At 37.1% G+C, this 25,090-nt stretch carries 16 protein-coding genes and 2 pseudogenes; 4 read left to right on the forward strand and 14 right to left on the reverse strand.

The window, feature by feature from the left end:
- The first annotated feature begins 3 nt into the window (after window positions 1–3).
- Together Q360_RS27455 and Q360_RS0113290 are read left to right on the forward strand one after the other, a co-directional pair.
- Window positions 4–1,062: pseudogene (locus tag Q360_RS27455) on the forward strand (acyltransferase family protein).
- Between the two features lie 336 nt (window positions 1,063–1,398).
- A complete protein-coding gene (locus Q360_RS0113290) occupies window positions 1,399–2,067 on the forward strand; it encodes a DUF1919 domain-containing protein (RefSeq protein WP_027077529.1) in 669 nt (222 codons plus the stop codon).
- 333 nt (window positions 2,068–2,400) lie between these two features.
- On the opposite strand, the pseudogene tnpA reads toward Q360_RS0113290, so the two are convergent.
- From tnpA to Q360_RS0113340, 10 genes and pseudogenes are all read right to left on the reverse strand, one after another.
- A pseudogene (gene tnpA / locus Q360_RS0113295) lies at window positions 2,401–2,685 on the reverse strand (IS200/IS605 family transposase); the annotation flags it as partial.
- Between the two features lie 309 nt (window positions 2,686–2,994).
- Window positions 2,995–4,185, reverse strand: coding sequence for an OmpA family protein (locus tag Q360_RS0113300; RefSeq protein ID WP_245603261.1), 1,191 nt, complete (start codon window positions 4,183–4,185; stop codon window positions 2,995–2,997).
- A 123-nt stretch (window positions 4,186–4,308) separates the two neighbouring features.
- Window positions 4,309–4,650 carry a hypothetical protein gene (locus Q360_RS0113305; protein WP_027077532.1) on the reverse strand — a complete coding sequence of 114 codons (342 nt, stop codon included), beginning with the start codon at window positions 4,648–4,650 and terminating at the stop codon, window positions 4,309–4,311.
- Window positions 4,651–4,744: 94 nt separating this feature from the next.
- Window positions 4,745–5,884, reverse strand: a complete 1,140-nt coding sequence (gene bshA / locus Q360_RS0113310; protein ID WP_027077533.1) for an N-acetyl-alpha-D-glucosaminyl L-malate synthase BshA — start codon at window positions 5,882–5,884, stop codon at window positions 4,745–4,747.
- 17 nt (window positions 5,885–5,901) lie between these two features.
- On the reverse strand, window positions 5,902–8,811 hold the full coding sequence (locus tag Q360_RS0113315; RefSeq protein ID WP_027077534.1) for a glycoside hydrolase family 3 N-terminal domain-containing protein: 2,910 nt from the start codon (window positions 8,809–8,811) through the stop codon (window positions 5,902–5,904).
- 95 nt (window positions 8,812–8,906) lie between these two features.
- Complete coding sequence (locus Q360_RS0113320) at window positions 8,907–9,389, reverse strand: hypothetical protein (protein WP_027077535.1); 483 nt, start codon at window positions 9,387–9,389, stop codon at window positions 8,907–8,909.
- 13 nt (window positions 9,390–9,402) lie between these two features.
- The gene (locus tag Q360_RS0113325; protein WP_027077536.1) at window positions 9,403–10,194 is read right to left on the reverse strand and encodes a (Fe-S)-binding protein; all 792 of its coding nucleotides are present in this window, start codon (window positions 10,192–10,194) and stop codon (window positions 9,403–9,405) included.
- A gap of 10 nt (window positions 10,195–10,204) precedes the next feature.
- A complete protein-coding gene (locus Q360_RS0113330; RefSeq protein WP_027077537.1) occupies window positions 10,205–11,530 on the reverse strand; it encodes a (Fe-S)-binding protein in 1,326 nt (441 codons plus the stop codon).
- Between the two features lie 3 nt (window positions 11,531–11,533).
- The gene (locus tag Q360_RS0113335; protein ID WP_027077538.1) at window positions 11,534–12,499 is read right to left on the reverse strand and encodes an MlaD family protein; all 966 of its coding nucleotides are present in this window, start codon (window positions 12,497–12,499) and stop codon (window positions 11,534–11,536) included.
- Window positions 12,500–12,555: 56 nt separating this feature from the next.
- Window positions 12,556–13,914, reverse strand: a complete 1,359-nt coding sequence (locus tag Q360_RS0113340) for an N-acetylmuramoyl-L-alanine amidase family protein (RefSeq protein WP_027077539.1) — start codon at window positions 13,912–13,914, stop codon at window positions 12,556–12,558.
- Between the two features lie 145 nt (window positions 13,915–14,059).
- On the opposite strand from Q360_RS0113340, the gene Q360_RS0113345 reads away from it, so the two are divergent.
- The gene (locus Q360_RS0113345) at window positions 14,060–16,786 is read left to right on the forward strand and encodes a putative LPS assembly protein LptD (protein WP_051554722.1); all 2,727 of its coding nucleotides are present in this window, start codon (window positions 14,060–14,062) and stop codon (window positions 16,784–16,786) included.
- Window positions 16,787–16,796: 10 nt separating this feature from the next.
- A complete protein-coding gene (locus tag Q360_RS0113350; protein WP_027077541.1) occupies window positions 16,797–17,177 on the forward strand; it encodes a RidA family protein in 381 nt (126 codons plus the stop codon).
- 65 nt (window positions 17,178–17,242) lie between these two features.
- On the opposite strand, the gene Q360_RS0113355 is transcribed toward Q360_RS0113350, so the two are convergent.
- From Q360_RS0113355 to Q360_RS0113375, 4 genes are all read right to left on the reverse strand, one after another.
- Window positions 17,243–18,094, reverse strand: a complete 852-nt coding sequence (locus tag Q360_RS0113355) for an N-acetylglucosamine kinase (protein ID WP_027077542.1) — start codon at window positions 18,092–18,094, stop codon at window positions 17,243–17,245.
- A 126-nt stretch (window positions 18,095–18,220) separates the two neighbouring features.
- On the reverse strand, window positions 18,221–19,222 hold the full coding sequence (gene gap, locus Q360_RS0113360; RefSeq protein ID WP_027077543.1) for a type I glyceraldehyde-3-phosphate dehydrogenase: 1,002 nt from the start codon (window positions 19,220–19,222) through the stop codon (window positions 18,221–18,223).
- Between the two features lie 24 nt (window positions 19,223–19,246).
- Window positions 19,247–20,233 (reverse strand): 6-phosphofructokinase, encoded by a 987-nt coding sequence (pfkA, locus tag Q360_RS0113365; RefSeq protein ID WP_027077544.1) that lies wholly within the window; start codon window positions 20,231–20,233, stop codon window positions 19,247–19,249.
- A 454-nt stretch (window positions 20,234–20,687) separates the two neighbouring features.
- Entirely contained in the window at window positions 20,688–25,055 is a 4,368-nt protein-coding gene (locus Q360_RS0113375) for a translocation/assembly module TamB domain-containing protein (protein WP_036195950.1), read from the reverse strand.
- Window positions 25,056–25,090: the final 35 nt, after the last annotated feature.

Here is a 25,090-nt window from a genome sequence, read left to right on the forward strand (position 1 = left end):
GTTTTGACTATACCATTTTTCCATGTATTTAAATTCAATTACTATTTTAAGGGCGTTGCCATTATAATAATTGTAGCATCTCATTGTGATAATATCTCTAACCTTACACCAAATAACTTTTTCTTTCGTCTATTAATTAATATAACTGCAGGTGGCACAGTTGTCTTTGTATTCCTATCTGGATTTCTATATCATCACGTCTTTTACTTAAACGAGAGGACTCACATTTTTTTAAGAAAACGGATTAAAAAGTTGCTAACCCCGTATTTGATATTATCAATTATTCCAATAGTTTACAAGATACATTATCATCCTAATATTTAGTCTAGTTTTATATCCGCAGAGAATACAAGTATTCTAAACGACTACATATATCCAGTTTTCCTATTTTTGATAAGTGGGGACCATCTTGTTGCCCATTGGCATGTACCTTTTGCCATGTTATTATTTTTATGGTTTCTTCTACCTATTCGTTTTATAGAAGCTAAAACGAAAATTCAAATCTTCATGTTGGCGATTACTTTTGTTATTTCCGTTGTTGTTCAAAGAACTTTACCATTGAGATTATTAATTGTACAGTCTTTAGTCTATTTTACACCTGCCTATTTATTTGGCATTTATTGTTCCCTAAATAAGGCTAACGTATATTCCTTTTTTAGGGCTAAAGAATACCTGTTTTTAATTCCTTTTCTAGTTATATTACTGGCACAAACCCAATTGGGAATTGTGGGAAACAATAATAAATCCTTTTTTTCATATGAAGGAATAGATTTCCTTCTTCCTCAGAAAATCTTTCTATGCCTTTTTCTAATGGTATGGCTACACCGTTTTGAGGGTTTTAACAATAAATATATTTTGTTACTAGCTAAAACAAGTTTTGCTATCTATTTTCTACATGGTTATGTTTTGAAGCTTCTCTATATTTTAAAAGAACAACTAGGAATTGAGCAGTTTACCCAACCAATATTAGCTTTTATTATTGGCTTAATTTTACTTGTATCTATTAGCATGTTATTTGCCATACTTATTAAAAGCATATTAAAAATAAATCATCGTATATAACAGGGTATTAATTATCTTAAACCTGTTCCAACCCAATACACAATCATGTATTATTTAAATTATGTACTCAGAAAGTTTGAACATATCTTATAGGTGCTAGCAATTTAAAATACACTGCTTTTCACTGTTTTATTTCGGTAAATTGAACTCAAGTAATTATATTAGAATCCACAAAATGATTCAAAAATTTGACTAACCGAAAAAAACCACCTACAATATAAAGTTGATTAATTGCTTTTCGCCTTTTTTTGAAAATTATAATTGATTTTTAACCTGTGAATACTTTCACGCAAAATTTGCAATAATTAAAGCGAAGTTTAATTTTAAATTGTCAGTATGTTAAGAAAAATCTACAATCAAAGAACCAAAATCGGAAAAATCCTTTCCCAAAAAATAATCAAGGATAATTTCACGATAATTTCAGATGACTGTTGGGGCGGACAAATCTATAGGCAATTATCCATTCCATATTATACGCCAACAGTTGGTTTATGGATTGGAGGCGATGACTATTTGAAATTTATTGAAAATTTAAATAATACTAACGCCTATAATATTCAGAAGGTCAATTCCAAAGAGACTTATCCTATAGGGAAATCTTCAGATGCTCAATTCCATTTTCTTCACTATGAAAATTTTGATTTAGCCGTTCGGACATTTAAAAGAAGGTATGATAGGATTATTTGGAATAGACTACTTTATAAAATTGATTTGGAAAAGCCTGTATTTAATGTTGAGCATATTAAGAAATGGAATGATATGCAACTTGAAAATAGTATTGCATTTTATTCAGATGGTGTACTTAAAGAATGGAATGGTGATATTCATAACGGAGTTTATATAAAAAATTGGAATATAGATGGGACAGAAATGTTTGATATTTCCAGAGGTTATTTTAATATTTTTAATTGGTTGAACGAAGGAAAGATTAATAAATCTATAATTTATTCTATACTTAATTTTTTGATTTTTGACCCTAAGGTCTATCGCAAGCTACGAAAATAATGCACTTACCCTCCGAGCACCATTTCATAAATTAAAGATTATCCTTAGCAATTGTCTGTGAACAGTCCCACGGCAGAATGTCAGTTCGAAAAGACTATTCCTCTAGGGACCAACTCACATTTCATCAATGATTTTTTTACTATACCAATAGGATTTAATCACTGTTAATTGGTTAAACAAAAGTTTTCCAAATAGCAATTATTATATATTTATAATCCATATTTAATCAACCACAGCCAATACAAACATCAGAACCGAGTATGAAGGACTAAACCACTATGGACTAAAGTACCATAGGTTTATAAATCCAACTAAAGTTAGCAGTATGGAGTATTACTCCAACGTAAAGGAGTCCGTGTCATTGCCTGATTTTCTATGATGTTCCAAATACTCATTGATCATCTTGTCCGTAATGTTTCCTGCACTCCAACAACCGAAACCGATCGCCCAAAAATAACGACCCCAATATTTCTTCTTCAGCTTAGGGAATTCTCGTTGAAGTTTTCGAGAACTTCTGCCTTTCAATTTCTTCACCAGAGTAATGACATCCTGTGATGGGCGATATTCCAAGTGCATGTGTACGTGGTCTTTACTTACAACACCTTTTAAGATTTGAACCCCTTAAGCGACACATACTTCTATAACAATAAAAGAAGGCACACAGAGATCGGAAAAGTGCCGCCAAGTCAAATGTATATCACAAAGAAAATAGCGTCATAACAAACTAAAGAATACCTTTAAGCTGTCCTACACATCGGGAGTATTGTAGTCTAGCTGTCTTTTATCTTATAAATTTTCTTGTAATAATTTAGAAAACTAACTTTACAACCACATCAAAAAAACATAAAAAGTACAATAGGGTTTGGGTAGTAAAAATTTACTATCCAAACCCTATTGGGATGATTTTAATCCACGCTTACTAAGTTTTTAGAATTTCAAAACTATAAACTCAGACCTTCTGTTTATTTTATGCTTCTCCTCTGGACAGTAAGTAGTATCATCACACTCGTTCAATAGATGACTTTCACCATAAGCCTCTGTAAGGAGTTTAGCGTCTCCTACTCCTATAGAAATCAAATAATTTTTGGTGCTCTGTACTCTTTTTTCAGAAAGCCAATCGTTATATTTTGAAGCTCCCCTAGAATCGGTATGTGATGTTATTTTTAATTCTATAGTTGGAATTTCTTTTAAGATACTAGCTAGGGAATTCAAAATTCCCTTTGATTCTTTAGTGAGAAAGGAGGAGTTTAAATCAAAATAAACATACCCCAACTCAGCAATACGTTTTTCAATGGCATCTTTTCTATCTCGTTCAGCTTTTAACTTAGCTTCTTTAACAGTCGCTAATGCCGCTGCTTTCTTCTCGTTCTTCAATCGTTCCGCTAGCAACAGTGCTTCTTTTTCTCTATTTACTGCTGAAATAGAGTCCATTTGGCGTTGCTTTTCCTTTTCTATAGCAGCCAACAGCTCCAACTTCTCTTCTCCTCTTCTCGAAAGTCCTTTTTCAATTCCAAATTGATAAACAACTCCTGCTGCATGCTGTAGGTGATTCGTTGCACCATTCTCACTTCCCATAGACCATTTACCAGAGGAACTAAAATCCAACCCCCATCTATCTGAGAACCATGTTCTAAAACCAACAACGGCATTGTATGTACCTCTACCAAGATTATTGGCATCTGTATATCCTAAACCAATACCTACATAAGGATCAAACCATCCCGTCTGTCCAACAATCTTATTTAAATCATAGGTAAGTCTAGCATCCAGTCCAAGGTAATCGATATTTTCTGGATTACGTGAGCCATCAATAATGTTACCTTCCTTATATTGATTATAGGTACCTATAGCTTCAATACCTAAACCACTTTTAAAATACCTGCCTATACTAATTCTGGAAGGAAAAGGCACCATATTCCACGAATCTGAAACATTGAATAGCCCGTTGAATACGTTTCCGGAATCGTTTACTGCATTTAAACCTACCCCAAAAATCCAAGAACTTTGTACGATGCTATCTTTTGCGGTGATTTGTAAATCCTCTTCAGTATTTTGAGCGCTCATCATTGCACCCAAAAGCATTGAGGTAACTAGAAAAGAAAGAATTGGAGATTTCATAATATATTGTTTTATTTCAGTAGGCTAAATTAATTCAATTAAATAGCATCATCAAAAATTACCTACAAAATGTAGGATTATTCGTTAGATAGTTGAACGAGTCAATTTATCGGTCGTAGTTCCCTATTTAATAACAATTTTTTTATCACTAAGCGGAAGTTTGTATACCCTAAAAGGACTAGTAATAGCAGTATTATTCACATTGCTTTTTGAATTCAATTTACTGATAATATAGGATTTTGCAGTTTCATTTTTCAAAACTAAACCTAAACTCGCAGCGGCAGTTTCGCCCTCACACCAGACAAGCAACATATTCTTATCGAAATCGATTTTAGGAAGAGGTAGCCCAGGCTTTCTGGTTTGGTTGATTTTAGAAAAAAACGATTCTAAAGATTTTTGATTCTTTATCATAATTACTTCTTCAACGACTTCTCCACTATAACCATCTTGGAGTATCAATTCCATTATTGACGTATCGGTTTTAACATTCGAAACTATATGTTGACCTCTACAAGAACTACATAGTCCCGAAAGCGACAAAGCTAGTAGGAGTACTAACCTACGCATTACTCAACCTGCTTTTGTGAGCGCGCTCATACACCTCCTCGTACAAAGGCACAACCTTCTGTATGTCAAACTTATGCGCTTCACGTATCGCATTCATCTTAAACGTCTCCAAGGTATCGTCATTTTCAAGAATAGCTATGGCATTTTTGGCCATATCGTCTATTGCGCCAATCTCACTTAAAAATCCTGTAACACCATGGTTATTTACCTCTGGGATTCCGCCTGCATTACTGGAGATTACCGGCACCCTATTTACCATAGCTTCTAACGCCGCAAGACCAAAACTTTCAGACTCGGAAGGCAACAGGAACAAGTCTGAAAAACAAAGAATTTTATCTATTTCATTACTATTTCCCAAAAATATGACACGGTCAGATATGCCCAAGGCCTCACATAACTTTTCCGCTCCTTCCTTCTCAGGTCCCTCGCCTACCATAATCAATTTGGCTGGTAGTGTTGACTGAATTTTATGAAATACTCGTATCACATCAGGTATACGCTTCACTTTTCTGAAATTACTAATATGGGTAACGATGCGTTCTTCATCTGTAGCCATTTTAGAACGTTGGCAGTCGGTAAAGTTGTTTTTGTATTTATTGGTGTCGATGAAATTTGGAATTACTTCTATTTCTCCTTTAATATCAAAAGTTTCTAGTGTTCGCTTTTTTAAGCTTTCTGAAACAGACGTAACCACATCCGACTGGTTAATGCTGAACGTAACCGCAGGCTTATAGAACGGATGTTTCCCAACCAATGTAATATCGGTGCCATGAAGTGTGGTTATCATTGGAACATAAATCCCCTCTTCTTCCAGCATCTTTTTAGCCATATACCCAGCATACGCATGTGGTATGGCATAATGTACATGTAGCAAGTCTATTTCATGTAATTTAATCGTATCTACCAATTTGCTCGAAAGTGCAAGCTCATAGGGCTGGTAGTGGAAAAGAGGATACTCAGGAACGTGTACCTCATGAAAAAATATATTATTATTCAACAACTCTAACCGCACGGGTTGCCTATAAGTTACAAAATGTACCTCATGTCCTCTATTGGCCAAAGCAATTCCAAGCTCTGTTGCTACAACACCGCTACCTCCAAAGGTAGGGTAACATACTATTGCTATTTTCATCGTAGTAAAACTACATTTTAATTTAGAATTGAATCGTAAATTGCTTGCTGAATCCTTGTTCTTAACCCAGATTTAACTAAAAGCCTATTCGAGGCGCTAGGATAGGTTCTGTTCGATAAAAAAACATAGACAATCTCTTCTTCCGGATCCGCCCAAGTATAGGTTCCTGTAAAACCGCTATGCCCAAAACTCTTTCTCGAGACACATCCACATGTAGGACCGCTATTTTCCAATTGTGGCTTATCAAAACCTACACCGCGTCTTACATTCTTATCACAGAAATAGCATTTATTAAATTTCTCAACCGTTCGATAGGTGAAAAATTGTGTGCCACCGTAATATCCCTGCTGTAAATACATTTGCATTATTTTGGCAATATCATTGGCATTGCTAAAAAGACCAGCATGCCCTCCTACCCCACCCTGCATAGCGGCACCCATATCATGCACATACCCTTGAATAGTTTGGTACCGGTAATACGTATCTTCTTCAGATGGAACGATTTGATTTTTAGAAAACCTGTCTAAGGGATTATATAATGTGTAATTGGCACCTAACCTAGCATACAAAAAATCATTGGAAAGCTTGTCCAAGCGTTCCTCGTAGGTATCCTCCACATATTTCTTCATCACGTAGTAAGGCACATCACTATACCGGTATCGATTGGATTTCAAATCTTGGCGGCCAATACGGTCATAAATAGAATCTTTATATGAATCGATAATGTAAAGATTGTCAGACACCTTGTTAGAAAAACCTGGCGTGGGTTCCTTTCTGTATAACAGCTTAGAAGGTTTTTTATCCTCATCCAAAGTATTGATATAAAACGGAATCCATGCCGGCAACCTGCCGTAGTGGGACAAAGCCTTTAATACCGTAACATTTTTTATTTCTGTATCGATGTAGCGCGGCTCCAACTCCTCAAAAGTATCGTTCAGGGCTATCTTACCTTCCTCCTCCATTTTCATCACCATGGGCAAGGTGGCAAGTATCTTAGTAAGAGATGCTAAATCATAAATTGACTCATTGGAAATACTATCTTTTGATTCATACGTAGGTTTACCAAAACTTTTACTGTAAACCACTTTTCCCTTTCTTGTTATAAGTACCTGTGCACCTGGGAACATAAGACTATCTAACCCGTTTTGAACCAGCCTATCTACCACAGCTAATCCTGTTGAACTCATCCCTACACGTTCCGGATGGGTATATCCCAATCTTTTGATAGATTTCAATTGAATCCCCGTACCCATAGGAAACTCAGAACTAGAATTCACGGGGATGGTTCCTAATGATGGGATGGCTCCAAAAAGTATTTCCGCAGTCTTTCGCTGGGAAATGGGGCTATTTTGATAGGACATGACCACAGCATCAATATTTTGAAAGGTCGCTATTTGTGAAAGTGCATAGGGTTTTGCAAACACACATAGTACGAGGTTGGATGATCTTAGATTTGATATTTCCTGAAGCCACGTAAGTTCTGTTTTTGAGAATTGATATGACTCCCAAGGGCTTGCATTACTTTTATGGTGGCCTATAATTACCAAATTATAATCGGACAACTTTGTCTTAAGCGTAGCTATATCGCTACCATTTACCTGTGTTACACTGGCATATTTCTTCAGCGTCTCCACAAAATCATCATTTGGAGCAGCTCCAAACTTTATGTAGGCAATCTTTTTATTCTGCAAATTCTTTATTCCAAGAATATCGAACTTATTTTTCAAAACGGTAATCGCCTGTTCTATTGCCTCTTCATAAACTACATCGTCTTCTATAGAATTTAGGTCTTCATATAAGTTTTTTAGCTTGATTGGTTGATACTCGTGGAGGCCAACCTTATACTTGGCCATGAGTATCTTTTTCACCGACTCAGACAAACGTTGTTCGGTAATCTTACCTTTTCCGTATGCCTTTATTAGTTGCTCCTTTGCTTCTGCTACATTTTCGGGCATCAACAAAATATCGTTCCCTGCAATAAAAGCAGCGAGTTCCACTTCGCCATTAGTACCATAATTAGCGACTCCTTTCATGTTCAGGGCATCGGTGAACACCAACCCTTCAAAACCCATCTTCTCTTTTAGAATACCTGATATAATCTGTTCAGATAACGATGACGGTAAGCCTTTTTTTAGTTCCAGTGCGGGTACTTCTAGATGAGCCACCATGACGCTACTCAATCCATTTTTTATTAATTTTTTAAACGGATATAGTTCCAAGCTATCCAAACGTTCTTTTGAGAAATCGAGAACCGGTAGGGCATGGTGTGAATCAACAGCAGTATCACCATGACCAGGAAAATGTTTTCCGCTAGACAGGACACCCACACTTTCCATCCCTTTCATAAAGGCAACACCTTTATCAGCGACATTCTCTCTATTCTCCCCAAAGGAACGGTTTCCGATTATGGGGTTTTTTGAATTTGTATTGATATCTATATCTGGCGCAAAGTTGATATGTACGCCTAGTCGATTGGCATGTATACCTACTTGGCGTCCTACCTTTTCAACTATCTTGTTATCTGTAATTGCTCCTAAAGTCATATTCCACGGAAACGCATAGGTAGAATCCAATCGCATGGCAAGTCCCCATTCTGCATCCATACCTATAAGTAAGGGTGTTTTGGAAACCGATTGATACACATTACACAGTTTAGCTTGCTGTACGGGGCCTCCCTTTGAAAATATAACACCGCCTACTTGGTGGGTAGTTATCATATCCTTGATCCTATCAGTTGCTGCTTTGTTTTGGTTGGATGCGATACTCACCATAAAGAGTTGGCCCATTTTCTCCTCCAAAGTCATACCGCTATATTCTAGGTCTACCCATTGCTGTTGTGCAAGGCTATCGGTTGTCATTAACGGATCTTGACCACTAACCGAATACATACTTAGGATAAACGCAAGTAAGATGAAAAATGGACGCATGAGTTTTAAATGTATGGAGATAACCTTGAACAATGAAAAATATTGCATTTCATCGATATAACCAAGTAAAACAAGGTATTTAAAGCCGTTTTAACTTAAACAAAACGAGCATGCCAACTCTCCGAAGCAGGAACTTCCCAGTGCTCTTTGTATTCGCCTTTGGTAGCTACAAGGTTATTAAAAACAATGGTGTTTTTTGAAACTGCCTTTTGTTTGGCCATAGCCTTGAACTCTAACAAGGTCTTATAGGCTACAAATTCGCCTTGCTTGTAAGAGACGTTCATTTTATCGAGTAGCGCTACGTTGTATTTTTTCTCCAATTGCTGAATAAAATTTACTGAAGCATCAATAGAACAACCTGTAGCAGATTGTGAACTTTGATCTAGAGCGATGACCAAAAATCGTTTGTATCGCACTTCATAACCTGCGTTTAAATCTTTTCCGTGCGCAGTCCAGTGTCCAATAAAATCATTAAGTTCAGCACCTATGACTTCTAACTCGGCCGGAGTAAAGCTTCTATTGGCCTGATAAATCCAAATACGTGATGTATCTGGCAATGTGTTAAAATCTACTAACATCTTTGGGGTATTTTTAAAGTTCCTCTGCGGTGGCAATCAGCTCCGCAATATCCATCACTGCAATCGATGCCTCTTTTTCTTTATTCTTTACGCCATCGGTCATCATGGTATTACAAAATGGGCAACCAGCAGCTATGATTTCCGGTTGGGTTTCCAAAGCCTGTTCTGTACGAACTATATTCACCTCCTGATCCCCTTTTTCCGATTCCTTAAACATTTGCGCACCACCAGCACCACAACATAATCCGCGAGACTTACAGCTTTTCATTTCTACAAGTTCTGCATCCAATTTTCTAATCAGTTCTCTAGGTGCCTCATAAACGCCATTTGCCCTACCCAAATAACACGGGTCGTGAAAGGTTATTCTTTTTCCTTTAAAAGCACCACCTTCCATGGTTATCCGACCTTCATCCAACAAATCCTTTAAGAATTGGGTGTGATGCATAACATCATAACTCCCACCAAGTACGGGGTATTCGTTCTTAATGGTATTAAAACAATGGGGACATGCCGTAACTACCTTTTTAACACCGTAGGCGTTCATTATTTCGATATTCGCGAAAGCCTGCATCTGAAATAGAAACTCATTACCAGACCTCTTAGCAGGATCACCAGTACAACTTTCCTCTGTACCCAATACGGCAAACGAGACCTGCGCCTTATTCAATATCTTAACAAAGGCTTTTGTTATTTTTTTGGCCCTATCGTCAAAACTACCCGCACAGCCTACCCAAAACAAAACCTCTGGTTGTTGTCCGGCTGCAAATAATTCTGCCATGGTAGGTACTTTCAATTCAGTTGACATTTTCTTCTATTTATGATTCTTTGCTCCAATTAAGTCGGTCCATTTGATTAAAGGGCCACGGAGCACCATTATTTTCTATATTCCCCATCATATTATTCAAATCTGTTGGAGCGGCAGACTGCTCCATAACAAGATATTGACGCATATCCATAATTATAGATAATGGGTCTATACTCACAGGACAAGCCTCTACACACGCATTACAAGATGTACATGCCCATAGTTCTTCTCTAGTAATAAAGTCATCTAGCAGTTGCTTTCCATCGTCTTTAAAGACCCCTTTATTTTCATCGATGTTCTTCCCTACTTCGACCAAACGATCTCGAGTATCCATCATTATTTTTCTTGGGGACAACATCTTACCCGTTTGGTTTGCAGGACATTCATCCGTGCATCTTCCACATTCCGTGCAAGTGTATGCATTTAGCAATTGAACCCAACTTAAATCCTGTACGTCAGATGCACCAAACTTTTCTGGAACTGGAGCATCCTCAGCCGGCGCAGCAAATGGGTCTGCACCAGGGTCCATCATCAGTTTTACCTCATTCGTGACCGATTCTAAATTAGGTAATTGACCTATTGGTGTAAGCTTACCATAATAGGTATTGGGAAAGGCTAATAAAATATGTAAGTGTTTAGAATAATAGAGGTAGTTTAAAAAGAACAGGATACCAGCAATATGTAACCACCACGCTGTTCTTTCAATCCCAATTAAAGTAGCTTCGGATAGCCCTTGAAACCAGACTGCAATAAACTGACTTATAGGAAACGAACCTGCTTGAACATAATAGTCAGCGCCCATTTGTTGCAATTGATAATCAGAGGCATTCATGGTTAAAAATAAGAACATCAACACTACTTCTATGTAGAGAATAAGATTCCCATCCTGTTTAGGCCATCCCTCCATCTCCGGTTTTGTAAAACGTTTTAACCGAATAACATTTCTTCGTATCCAAAAAAGCACTACCGCTACGATGACTAAAAAAGCCAATATTTCAAAAGAAGCAATCAAAAAATTATAAACTGGTCCAAGTCCAGCAAAAATCCTGTGGGTACCTAGAAGTCCGTCAATAATTATTTCCAGCACTTCAATATTTATAATAACAAAGCCGACGTATACGATAATATGAAGAAAACCAGCAATCGGTCTCACCACCATTTTACTCTGCCCAAGAGCAATATTAGCCATATTCTTCCAACGCTGAGAAGTATTATCACTTACCTCCACGTCTTTTCCCAAAAAAATGTTTCGTCGTAAACGAACTACATTTCTGACAAAAAAGCCAACTCCAAAAAGGAATAGGATGGCAAATAAGATGTTAGGTATATACTGCATCAATTAATTTTCTATAGTTTCTGCGGGGTCATCTTCAGGAACCGCATATTCCGATTGCTTTTTACCAAAAACCGAGACGTTTACATAGCGTTTGGGGTTCAAACGAAAGTCCTGCAAAAGCAAATCAAGCTCCCTTGAAGCACTATTTAGATTGGAATATAATTCTTTATCGGTCATAAGCTTACCAAGAGTACCATCGCCTTTTTCTAATCTTGACATAATAATATCCAAACTCGCAACGGTTGATTGTAAGCTAGACAAGGTAGTTCCCAACCCTGCATTATTGAGCGAATCTGATAGCTTGGCAAAATTGGAGGTAAGTACATCAATGTTATCTAAAGAACTACCCAACTTGCCTTGGTTCTCCTTTAGTAGCTCATCCAAGGTACTGGCACTCCCATTAAGGCTCACCATAAGTTGACTTAAGCCGTTAATCGCTTTTCTTAAATCGCTCCTTGTATTTTTATCCAAAATATCGTTTACATTCATCAAAACAGAATCTGCATCTGTAACCGCTGATTCAAACTTCTTGAATAAAGGTGTTAATTTTTGTTGAGCAAGTTCTGTGAGTCCAGGTCTTGTATCGGTGTTTAATGTATCTCCGGATTGCACGTTGGGTGAGTCATCAAAAACAGGGACAATCTGTAATCCCTTACCGCCTATGATACCGGTATCGTATAGCTCTACCGTACTATTTTTAGTAAATTGAAATTCACTACTTACAGTAAACGTGACTACTAAATTACCTTGCGTATCTATAAAACGAACATCATTTACTTTACCTACGCCGTATCCATTTATCGACACTACGGTCCCGGATTGCAATCCCCCTACATTTGGATATACCGCATAAAGTGTTTTACTATTGTCAAAAAGAGGAGTGGATTTTAGGTAACTAAATCCCATGATAAAAAGTAAGATTCCTCCTATTACTATTATTCCTGTTTTAAGCTCCCTGGATAGTTTCAAAAAAATAGATTTAATGTTATAAACAAAGTTAGAAATAATTATTACAATAATTACGGTTATTGCGAAACCTCCTTTAGCGCCTCGCTAATGGTAATTCGCACACCATCTCGGTAAGCCACAATATAAGCTGTGGAAAACCCTCTTGAGGCAGCTTTAGATTTCATCATTTCAGCTTCGCGATGCGAACGGGTCTCCCCATACAAATAACGATACAGCTTCTTATACGGTTCTTTTGATATACGATTTAATCCATTGAAATAGTCAGAATCAGAAGCTAAATCCTTACTACTAGCCATTAATTGTATCTTAAAAACCACGTTTGTATCAGTTCGTTGGGCTTCCTTAATTTCTGCGACAGGTTTTTCATTCGTTACCTTAATATCTTCGTTATTTACTGCCTTGGTGCTTATATTGCTACTTTTTTCGCCTCTTTGAGGAACTGTAGCTATAGCCTTAGCACCTACTTCTATTTCTTCTTGCGTTGCGCTAATTGGTTCTTTTTCTTTTTCTGCTACCTTATTTTCTGATAATACTTTCTCGCTAGCTAGCTTTTCCATTTCAATAGCTTCGGCTGTAATCCTTTTTGGTTCATCAGCAGCATCGGATTTTTTCGACACCAGTACTGGCGAAGTATTCGCTTTCGTAGCGCCCTTATATTTTAAAATAGCATTAGCAATTGCCGTACCCATTTCTACTTGCCCTTTATTAGAGTTGAGGTATGCGCCTTCGTTTTTGTTGGTAAGAAACCCAGTTTCTACCAAAACGCTGGGCATAAAAGTCTGATGAAGCACAATGAAACCTGCTTGTTTTACCTTTCTATCATTTCGTTTTAACTTTCCTGAAAAATTATCTTGAATCATCTTTGCCAGGGCTATACTCTGATCTAAAAATTCTTCTTGCATAATAGTTAAACCTATAACAGACTCTGGAGCATTAATATCATAATCGGCATAACGCGTTTCGTAATTATCCTCAAGGTAAATAACGGAGTTTTCCTTTTTTGCGATTTCGAAATTTTGTTTGTTCGCATGCAGCCCTAAAACAAAAGTACCTGCACCATGTGCGTCCGAAGTATGCGAATCACAATGTACAGAGACAAAAAGGTCTGCATTTGCCTTGTTTGCAATCTCCCCTCGCACAAAAAGATTTATAAACGTATCGTCTTTACGAGTATACATTACCTTAATATCTTTGTTACTTCCCAAAAGCTCACCCACTTTGAGTACAATATTCAGGGCAATGTTTTTTTCCAGATAACCATTCCCTAAATTACCAGGATCATGACCTCCATGCCCTGCATCCAAGACTACAACGAAAGGCTCTACCGATACCGTTTGGGTATAAAAAGGTGTAAACGAAAATAATAGCAAGGAAGACGCTAAAAATAAAATAGACAAGAGCGATTTAATTTTCATGTTCTTATGGTGTTTTTAAACCCCTTCTTATGGTTAAAATTATGGTAATACCCTACTTAGGGAATAAAAAATATATGTAAGTTTGACATCGGAAACCAATGTCTCATTGGATTGCCAAATTGTTACAAAAATAGGATATAAAGCCTTGCAATCAAATAAACATTACGTACTTTTCCTCTTGATTTTTTTAGTCGGCGCATTTTCTAGCAAAGCTCAAGAGCAAAAAGTTGTACCGTTATCCGTAACAGCGGTACAGGACACCATAGTAGCACCTCTTTTTCTGGCGCCTTTAGGTCAGGATAATATTCTATTAGATTCCGTTGCTACGGATTCTCTCAACAAAAAAAAACCACTATTACTTGACAAAATTACATATAAGGCCAAAGACTATGTAAGGTTAAGTCAAAAAGAAAACAAGATTTATCTGTACAACGAGGCAGAGATATATTATCAAGATACCGAATTGAAAGCAGGGGTCATCACCATGGACTACGTTAAAAATGAAGTCTATGCGGGCCGTTTAAAAGATTCATTAGGAAATTACACGCAATTACCCTATTTTAAACAAGGAGGTAGTGTTGTTATTCCGGACTCGATTCGTTTTAATTTTGATACCCAAAAAGCTATTATTTGGAATTCCAGAACAGAACAACAGGCCGCCGCAGGAGCCTTGGGTAGTGATTCTATGAAAGTATATGCAGAAAAAACAAAAAAAGAAAACGACTCTGTTTATTTTTTGAGTGAGGCTAAACTAACTACAGCAACTGACACCATAGACCCAGACTATTATATACGCATAAAAAAGGCGAAATTCGTCCCTAAGAAAAAGGTGATAGCAGGGTTCAGTAGTATTTATATCGAAGATGTACCCACTCCTATTTTTATGCCCTTCGCCTATTTTCCCCTTACTGTAGGGCGGGCTGCAGGTATATTAATGCCTGCCTTTGGCAATGACCCTAATACAGGTTACTTTTTGCAAGACATGGGTTACTATGTGCCTTTAGGTGATTATGCAGATGTTACTTTTTCTGGTGATTTCTACACCAACGGGAGCTGGGGTATGCGCGCAGCATCTATTTACACAAAACGCTATAAATATAGGGGAAACATTAATTTTAGGTACGAAAACCAGGTACGTAGTCAAAAAGGATTTAGCGATTATAGTTTATCAAAAAACTATAATATCCAGATTTCCCACTCACAGGATCCCAAAGCGAGTCCCAACTCCAGGTTTTCTGCTTCGGTGAACCTTGGGAGTAGTGAATTTTATCGAAATTCCTTACAGCAGCGAAATTTACCGAATACCCAAAACAACACCTTATCATCATCCATATCCTACTCCAAAACATTTCCAGCCTATCCATCGGTAAATATGAGCTTAACCGCCACTCATTCGCAGTTGACCTCACCGACGGCTACAGCAGACAACCCTGACAATATTACCATGAGTCTTCCTACGCTACAAACAAGTATGGAACGGATTTTTCCCTTTGCTAAGAGAGACGGAATCAAAAAAGGATTTATACAAAATATAAATTTTCAATATGACTTAAACGCCCAGAACCGCCTTACTACAAATGACCAAGATTTTTTAACCAGTAGAATGTTCAACAATGCAAGGGTTGGGGCTAGACATCGCATACCCATAAGCACCAATTTTAAAATAGCAAAGTATTTTAGTGTAAGCACAAGCGCAAACTATGAAGATATTTGGACCTTGGAGACATTTGACAAACGTTTTGACGCAGAAACCAATACTACGGTACGAGATACTATCAGTGGCTTTGATCGCTTTAACCAATACAATTTTAGCGCAAGCATAGGAACGACGCTATACGGAACATTTGATTTTGGGGAAGATAAAAAAATCCAAGCCATAAGACATGTGATGCGCCCCTCTATCAGTTATGGCTACGCGCCTTCCTTTGATCAGTATTATGATCAGTATATAGATGGAAATGGGGAGGTTGTACAATTTACGCGTTTTGAAGGCACCTTAAATGGGGTCCCAAGACTTGGGCGCTCCAATAGCCTTAGCTTTTCCCTAGCTAACGTGTTAGAAGCCAAGGTTAGTGATAAAGATTCAACTAAATTAGAAGCTAAAAAAGTACCCTTACTAAGTAATTTAAATATATCCAGTGCATACAACTTAGAATCGGATTCACTGCGGCTTAGTCCATTGAGTATAAATGGTGGAACGAATATATTGGACAATAAAATGTCCATTAACTTCTCTGCTAATTTGGACCCTTATGCTATTGATAACAATGGAATGCGCATCAACACTTTAAATGCTAACAATGGAGGAAGTCTTTTTAGGCTTACGCGAGCTAACGCCAATATCACCTACTCCATTAGTAGTGATATGTTTGGAAAAGATAAAGATGAAGAGGAGGAGGAGGAGGAGGAGAATCCGTTTGATTACGTGGCTCAAAGTGGCGGCAGAACGGACGACTTGTTTGGCAGGGCGGATAGCTTTTCCGACAATCCTATGGATAATAATAAAGACGATAGTGATATTGAAAACCCCAAATATGGCACCAAGATTCCTTGGAATTTTAGATTAGCATATTCTGCAGGATACAGTAACAGCGCAAGGCAGAACACCTTTGGCAACAATGCGCTTATGTTCTCAGGTGATATTGAACTATCGCCTAGATGGAAAGTTGGAGGGTCCTCTGGATACGACTTTCAAAACTCCGGTTTTACCTTAACACAACTTCGTTTTGAACGTAATTTAGGTAGTTTTAATATGCGTTTTAATTGGACCCCATTTGGGCAATATAAAAGATGGTTTTTCTTCATAGGTATAGACGCTTCCATTCTTAGCGACTTAAAATGGGAAAACCGAAGTCAACCCGTAAGAAATTAAATTTTAGAAAATGAAAAAAATCATCAACACTGATAATGCGCCAGCACCCATAGGTCCTTACAACCAAGCTATTTTAAGTGGAAATACCTTGTATATATCAGGTCAAATTCCAATGGACCCAAAAACAGGAACCTTGATAGAAGGAGATATCAAAAAAGAAACCGAGCAATCTATGGAAAACCTGAAGGCTATCTTAACTGCAGCTGAGATGAGTTTTGACCACGTGGTAAAATCTACTATTTTCTTGAAAGACATGCATCAATTCTCAAAAGTAAATGACGTATACGGAACTTATTTTGACGCTGAAACTGCACCCGCTAGAGAAACTGTAGAAGTAGCAAACCTACCTAAGTTTGTAAACGTGGAGATTTCAATGCTTGCTGTTAAGTAGTTTGTAGTTTAAGATAAAAAATATCGAAAAAATTACTGGAATATTCAAAGAACCAAGATAGGCCATTACATATTAGCCTTATGAAACTCAACTAACCCTTCTATAGGGCGTTGTCTTATGACACCAACAATAAGGTCATTCCGCTCTAAAACCGTAACCAGCTCATCTCTTAGATAATGAGCAATACTTCCTACAAAATTAACAGGAACTTTGGTTGCGAGCTCAAATTGCATAATGTAGTTATTGATAAATTGCTGAAAGCCTTTATCAATAACTCCTTTTGCGTATGGATGTTCTTTATTTTCAACCAGAAAGCGAGCAAAGGTGGCCAAATAGGTATTTGGATTGGGTTGCTTGTATAAATTTTCTTTGATGTGATCTGCTTCTAAATTGTATTCTTTAGCAAACTTTATCCCAAGATCTTGAGGCATTTTATGGAAATAATAGTCTCGTATAAGTTTACGTCCAAAAAAATTACCGCTCCCATCATCCATAGGAATATAACCAAGTGAGGTAACCTTCTGGAACAGCTGATGCCCATCGTAATAACTGCAGTTAGACCCTGTTCCTAAAATACACACAATACCTTGTGTTCCAATTTTAGTAGTTGCAAAGATAGCTGCATACGTATCCTCCTTTACATACGCCTTGGCGTTTGGAAAGAACTCCTTAAAAATATCCTTTAAAAATAGCTTCATGCGATTCGTTCCGCATCCTGCGCCATAAAAATGAAGATGAGTGACACTCTCTCTGTTCTTAGACAGCTCAAAATTGTTCGCCAGCCGATCTTCTATCACTTCTTTTGTAAGCACTTCTGGACTTAAGCCTAAGGTCTGGGTTAAAAAAAGCTGGTTTCCCTTACTATCCAAAGCAATCCAATCCGATTTTGTAGCACCACTATCAACAATTAAAATCATATACCTATATGTTTAAAAAAGAATCCTGAAAATAAGGAAAAATACCCTTATTTTCAGGAAAATTTACGTAAATCTAATACATTCCATAAACGCCATCAAAGCACAGCGCAAATACCGTGTTTTTTACTAGAGACTGTTTACGTGTTGTATAAGGTCTACCATTTTATTGGAGAAGCCTGCTTCGTTATCGTACCAGCAGATCAATTTAAAGAATTTGGAATTCAATTCTATTCCAGCGCCAGCATCAAAAATACTAGTTCTTGCATCGCCAATAAAATCCTGAGAAACCAAGGCCTCTTCTGTATATCCTAAAACGCCTTTCAATTCGCCTTCAGAAGCATCTTTAAAAGCTTTCTTCACTTCTTCATAAGAAGTTTCCTTCTCCAAACGAACCGTTAAATCTACCACGGAAACATCCGCAGTTGGCACTCTAAAAGCCATCCCCGTAAGTTTACCTTTAAGTTCTGGGATTACTTTAGTTACTGCAACGGCTGCACCAGTTGAGGCTGGTATAATATTCAACATAGCACTTCTACCACCTCTCCAGTCTTTTCTAGAAGGACCATCTACGGTCATTTGCGTAGCTGTTGTAGCATGAACGGTTGTCATCAAGGCCTCTTCGATACCAAAGGCATCGTTAAGTACTTTTGCCATTGGTGCTAAACAATTAGTCGTACAAGAAGCGTTAGAAACTATAGTATCAGATTCTTTCACGTCTTTGTGGTTTACACCCATTACAAACATTGGAGCATCTTTGGAAGGTGCAGAAATTACAACTTTTTTAGTACCACCATCTATATGATATTGAGCTGTTTCCAATGTAGTAAAGATACCCGTACATTCAGCAACGGTTGTTGCTCCTACTGCATCCCATTTAATTTCTTTCGGGTCTCTTTCTGCCGTAATTCGTACCGTTTTTCCGTTTACAACCAAATGACCGTCTTTTACTTCAACAGTTCCATCAAAATGACCGTGTACCGAATCGTATTTTAAAAGATAAGCCAGATGCTCTACATCCAACAAATCGTTGATGGCTACCACATCTACATCTCCCCGTTTTACTGAAGTCCTGAAAACCAGTCTACCAATTCTACCAAATCCGTTAATTCCTATTTTTAAGTTTGACATGTTATCTGTTATTATGAATTAAAATTATGTTGTCATTATTTCCGAAACCCGAATAAGTTCCTTGTCTATTTTTGTGTGGCCTTTTATGGCCTTATTGATAGGGGTAAGAATTAGCTTGTTATCCTGTATACCTACCATTAAACTAGTTTTGCCTTCCAGAAGCGCTTCTACTGCTCTTACTCCCATTCTACTAGCTAAAACCCTATCGTAACAAGAAGGGGACCCCCCACGCTGCATGTGTCCTAGTACAGATACGCGAACATCATATATTGGAAGGTGTTCTTCTACATATTCCGCAAGCTCAAATACATTCTTTCCAGATTTATCACCTTCGGCTACGATTACTATACTAGAAGATTTTCCAGATTGCTTACTTCTTTTCAAAGACTCCAATAAACGATCTAGTCCCAAATTCTCCTCAGGTATCAAGATTTCTTCGGCACCGGCACCAACCCCTGCATTTAATGCAATATGGCCAACATCTCTACCCATAACCTCTACAAAGAACAATCTATTGTGCGAACTCGCTGTATCCCTAATTTTATCAATAGCCTCTACTACCGTATTCAAAGCGGTATCAAAACCAAGTGTATATGTAGTTCCGAAAATATCATTGTCTATCGTACCTGGAATACCGATTACAGGAAAATTGTATTCTTGATTAAAAATCATGGCTCCTGTGAAACTTCCATCACCACCAATGACCACAAAAGCATCAATACCCTCTGTAACCAATTGGGAATAGGCCCTTTTTCTGCCTTCGGGTGTCATAAATTCCATGCACCTGGCGGACTTTAACATCGTTCCCCCTTTATTTATAATATTGTTTACGCTACGCGCATCCATAAGCTTAAAATCACCCTCTATCATGCCTTGGTATCCTCTGTAGATTCCAACACATTCTAGCTTCAGATATGCACAGGTTCGCACAACAGACCTAATGGCAGCATTCATTCCTGGAGAATCCCCCCCAGAAGTAAGTACACCTATTTTTTTTATTTTTGAAGACATGGAAAAATTTAAGCGAACGAAAGTACTAAAAGTTAATGCAATTATGAAATGGAAACCGTCAGCAATTTTAATTCGCCCAACAATAAGGGTTTCGTGGTTATATTTTTACTAAAATTGGACATAAACCTGCGTTTTACTAACATTAAACAACCTACAAAGATTAATAAATATATTCATATCCGCTTAAAAGGTACGACTACCGATACATTAGAGCTACTAGCCTTAAAAAGTAAAAATACATTCATAATGAATGAAAATGAATCTTTAAAACAATCGTAATGTTGCTTTTGTGAACTTTTTTTATATTTCAAAAGTAAGGCGTATCGTATAAATTTTTAACACGTTACTCGTTTTAACAGCGCTTAGCACAGTTGTAAAAAAATAACCAAACAAAACTAACCGAGAGGAATAAAAATACCCAGAACGTAGACGTCTCACAAAAACTTACATCCTACTAATCAATAGCTTGAGACCCTACGATAATAGTATCGGAAGATGTAGTGAAGATTTTCCTAAAGAGTTCCCTAAAGGTATTGAAATCAACTTCATAAGAGAGTCCGGCTCCTTGAGTAGAACCTTGCTGATCAGGCAAAAAGGCTTGAATTTCACGTTGTCGACTGAAGAATTTCGCACTCAATGTACCCTCATCGTTTAAGAGCAGCTGAATTTCAAAATCACCAGCAACAAGGTTTTCACTAGACGCTCCTACCGGAACCCCTACCTTACCATTGAATAAAACCCGATCGCTTATCTGGGTAGAAACCGTTAGCCCAATACGATTATCTGTCTCTATATCTGCATTACGATCTAAAATACCTTGTTCATAAGAAAGTCCGACATTTAATTTGTCATTACCACCTCCTAAAATTGAATTCAATATACCAGACGCACTTTGTATTAGGTTACCGGTTATCGCTTGTTGGTTTATACCGCTTTGATCATTAACAAAATTACCTTGTGCCAATAAAAAAATAGCATTCTTCTCTTCTATGGTTGGGTCTTGCAACCTATACTGAAGTTCGGATTGTACAATAGAATTGGTTCCAGGAAACTCTATGCCAAACTCTATATTCGGACTTTGAAGTTCCCCTGTTAATTTGATAACGACATCTGTAGGTATTCGTCTTGCAAAGCTCTGATTGTCTAATAAAGGGGCGGGGTTTGCATCAATGGAATATACCGCTTCCATATTCAAATCAGCCTCTAAAGGCTCCTGATCCCAATTGATGGTACCGCCAGGTTTAACAGCGAATTTTTTATCTATAATACCGCCAAACTTATAATTGAATTCCCCCGTAACCACAACAAAATCCCCATACATTTCAAACTTACCATTCGTATTTATCTGTAGCAGAATGATTCCGACTCCTGTACCCTTTAAAGAGCTACCTGTTTTCGTATCGGTCACTATTTCTACTTCAGCCTCTGGGGTAATATCCAAATCAAACTCTAGCTCCACACCCTGAGAATCTTTTAAACTACGTTGTTGGTCGATACTGTTTATACTATTTTTTTTAGTGAAATTTATAAAAGAATAATCTCCTGCACTAGCGACATCGCTGAGGGGAATTTTTAAGGAGGTGCCTTTAGCCGTTTTTCCACTGACATTAATGTTAAGGGCTTTTGTAGGGCCGTATATGCGACCACTACCATTCAAGTATCCAGTACCATAATATAAGTCTCCTTCCTCAAAATCGGTGTCCAATATTAAGAAACGGTCATTGTTTGTGTCTACATTCAAATTTAATACCCAATTTTTAAAGTAACTATGACTAATAGTACCGTCCAAATTTGCTCTAGTCCCCTTTGCCACATCGGTAAGTGCAATGTTCTCAAAGTTGAATGTTTGGTTAGAGAGCCACACTTTTGAACGCATACCAAAGCTATAATCTACGTTCAAATAAGGCACTGATATTCCAGCATTATCCAAAGTAAGAAGGCCGTTAAAATTTGGATTGTCCACATCCCCGGTTATGGTTATACTGCCGTCTATACCTCCCCTAATACGATCAATTACACCTTCACCCAAAGGACTAAAAGGTTCTAAATCGAAATTACTGAAATTGGCCATCAAGTTGGCCTTAGGAACTTTTTCTTTATTTTCTATCTTGCCTACGATACTAAACTTTTCGACGTCGTTATCCAATAGCTGAGAATTTACCTGAAACTCAGTTAAGTCCCTATTTCCAACAATACTAATTGCCAAATCCCCAAGCCGGGTATCGTTTACACCAAAGTCAACTATATTAAGACTAGAAGATGGCAAATAAATACCATCCTTCTGCAAGATATTGAGGTTTCCGTTTACTTCTCCTTGAAGTTTTAGGCTATCTATTACTGGGGTGATTTTATTCAACGATACTATCTTGAACTGGAGCTGTAGGTCTTTATAAGTAGAATCAGCGATTTGCCCCCTTAACCTTATCTGTTCACGCTGCTCATTGTTCATTACGATTTCTTCGATGGTAATACTATCCAGAGAACGGTTCAGAATAACCTTATTCTTGGAATCTCCATCTTTATTCAAAACCCACTTATTCCCCTTAAAATTAATATCCGAAGTCTTTAAACCAATAACAGATTTATTATCCTTATTGAAGGTGTGATAAAAGTTGAGATTATAACTATCGTTAAGTTCGCTTCCTCCTTTAAATTCAGACCTAAAAAACAAGGTATCCTTTAGGGTTGTATTGATGAGATTAAAATCCTTTAAATTATAATAAGGTGTGCTTAGCTCCCCTACCGAAACAAAGGTATTGAACAAAGGATTTTTATTGTCAATCTTTAATTCGATATTATCTGCCGCATTGCCATAGGCTTCTATACTGGGCGACTCAAAATTGAGTTTAAAATCACCTTCGTCCGCCACTATTTTTCCTTTTATAAACGTGTTGGGATCAAAGCGCACTTCTGGAAAGAAAATATCAACTATTTTATTGTAAATTTTAAAATTAAAGGAAAGGTCTTGTCCACTAGAAATATCAGAAGGGCGGAAATTAGTATAAATACTACCCAGAGAGTTTTGAACAAGCTTACCAAGTTCTTTCACTTTAAAATTCCCCTTCATAAAACCAGTGATAATGTCGGGTGAATTAATGTTTATAGTTCTTACGCGTTCCTTATCAAAGGAAGAGGCAATGGCGAAATCGTCAAAGTAGTAGATGTCGTTTATATTCTCATAACTGGTGCTCGTAAAATTGATACCCCCAACTAAATTATCAAGCGTAGTCCCAGTAATATCCATAATTACCTTGCCTTTAAAAATGGAAACACTATCCTTAATAAAATTTAAGGTCTTAAGGTCGGCGTAGGCAACGTTGGCCATAAAATTAAAATTGTTTCGGTCCTTTCCAAAATCTGCCAATCCTTTAAAATCAAATTTGATGTTCCTATCATTACTTATTAGGGAACCATCAAATAGTTCATCTTTTAGAACTCCGGCAACTTTTAGGTTTTTATAGGTATATCTATTAAATTCAATGCTATAGACCTGACCGGTAACCTCTGTATCAAGCTTTTCTTTTACGAAACCCTTTCCTTTTACGTTAAAATCTAAGGTAGTTTTCCCAACAGTTGGACTTCCCACAAAATCACCTAAATCAAAATCTATTAAAGAAACAAAACCTTTGTAGGTTGCATTATCAATATTGTTGAAATCAGTCAACACGATATCAGTATAACTACTACCCACAGCAGTATTCAAGTTTACTTTGGCATCAATGGAAGAATTGGTTATGAAAGCATCACCCCTTATTGTAAATTGTCCTAATTTACTAAACGAAGAGGGAAGGGAGTTTCCTACCAAATTGGGCAAAAGGGCATTTAATTGATAATAGTTGCTAGTTACGTTCTTCATTTTTGCATCTAGTGCAAAAGGCTTTTGTTTATTAAAGAGGTTCTTAAAATTAAAATCTCCCCGTATTCCTGTATTATCTGAAAAAAGAAATAAATCATCAGTATTTAAATCGTTAAGTACTCCACTAAGGTTTGCGCTAAATGTTGCTAACTTGCCATTTCCAAATTCATTATATAACAGATTTATTTCATCAAAAGCTACAGTAGATTCCTCAAAACTGGCTTCCAGATTCACCTTATTCAGGAAATCTACAAAATCCTTTCTGTTATAATTAAAAACAAGATTACCGTTGAGATTAGATAGTGGTGTTTTAATTTCAAGGGAATCAAAACGCATTTGCTCCCTGGTATATTTAAAAATAGTAGACATTTTTTCTACCTGAATACCTCTTTTACTTAAAAACGACATTTCAGCAATATTGGTAGAGACTTCCGGCCCTACTATCTGAAAATCCTTGCCAGCTATGTTTAGATTATTGAACAATAGAGTTTGCGCATTTTCTAGGTTTTCATCTATGTATTGGAACCTACTTTCGTTAATGTCTACAAAAGAAGAGGAAAAGAAAAATGGTGGAGCTCCCAGTGCCCTTGGTTTTTTATCATCTAGTTTATCCACAAAAACATTTATGTTGGTCGTTCTTTCTCCCGCGTAAGTTTTAAGCTTAAAGTGAAGCCTATTAATTGTAATATCCCCAAACTCGAGTCTTCCTTGGGTTAAATTTCCCAAGCTCAACACCGAAGTCTTTAGATTATCTACATAAAACAGCGTATCTTGTTGATAATCTTCTATATATATCCCCTGTAAAGAAGTATCCCAAGAGATAAGGGAAAAACGCAACTTATCTATATTGATGTTGGTTCCAAACTCCTTGTTAAGAGCAGTTGTTGCATACTTAGCCAAGCTGGTCTGAACAACTGGTAAGGAAAGTACCATGGTTCCCAAAATACATATCAATAGCAGAACCATGATTGTCCTAATCAGTATTTTCCTTAATTTTTTGA

This window comes from Maribacter antarcticus DSM 21422, from assembly GCF_000621125.1.
GTDB classification, from domain to species: Bacteria; Bacteroidota; Bacteroidia; order Flavobacteriales; family Flavobacteriaceae; genus Maribacter; species Maribacter antarcticus.

Excerpts from the sequence above, each read along its gene's own strand:
- Q360_RS0113340 (WP_027077539.1), bottom strand. The coding sequence starts at position 13,914 with ATGAAAATTAAATCGCTCTTGTCTATTTTATTTTTAGCGTCTTCCTTG.
- bshA (WP_027077533.1), bottom strand. The coding sequence starts at position 5,884 with ATGAAAATAGCAATAGTATGTTACCCTACCTTTGGAGGTAGCGGTGTT.
- Q360_RS0113350 (WP_027077541.1), top strand. The coding sequence starts at position 16,797 with ATGAAAAAAATCATCAACACTGATAATGCGCCAGCACCCATAGGTCCT.
- Q360_RS0113355 (WP_027077542.1), bottom strand. The coding sequence starts at position 18,094 with ATGATTTTAATTGTTGATAGTGGTGCTACAAAATCGGATTGGATTGCT.
- Q360_RS0113300 (WP_245603261.1), bottom strand. The coding sequence starts at position 4,185 with ATGAAATCTCCAATTCTTTCTTTTCTAGTTACCTCAATGCTTTTGGGT.
- pfkA (WP_027077544.1), bottom strand. The coding sequence starts at position 20,233 with ATGTCTTCAAAAATAAAAAAAATAGGTGTACTTACTTCTGGGGGGGAT.
- Q360_RS0113375 (WP_036195950.1), bottom strand. The coding sequence starts at position 25,055 with ATGGTTCTGCTATTGATATGTATTTTGGGAACCATGGTACTTTCCTTA.
- Q360_RS0113325 (WP_027077536.1), bottom strand. The coding sequence starts at position 10,194 with ATGTCAACTGAATTGAAAGTACCTACCATGGCAGAATTATTTGCAGCC.
- Q360_RS0113320 (WP_027077535.1), bottom strand. The coding sequence starts at position 9,389 with ATGTTAGTAGATTTTAACACATTGCCAGATACATCACGTATTTGGATT.
- Q360_RS0113290 (WP_027077529.1), top strand. The coding sequence starts at position 1,399 with ATGTTAAGAAAAATCTACAATCAAAGAACCAAAATCGGAAAAATCCTT.
- Q360_RS0113315 (WP_027077534.1), bottom strand. The coding sequence starts at position 8,811 with ATGCGTCCATTTTTCATCTTACTTGCGTTTATCCTAAGTATGTATTCG.
- gap (WP_027077543.1), bottom strand. The coding sequence starts at position 19,222 with ATGTCAAACTTAAAAATAGGAATTAACGGATTTGGTAGAATTGGTAGA.
- Q360_RS0113305 (WP_027077532.1), bottom strand. The coding sequence starts at position 4,650 with ATGGAATTGATACTCCAAGATGGTTATAGTGGAGAAGTCGTTGAAGAA.
- Q360_RS0113330 (WP_027077537.1), bottom strand. The coding sequence starts at position 11,530 with ATGCAGTATATACCTAACATCTTATTTGCCATCCTATTCCTTTTTGGA.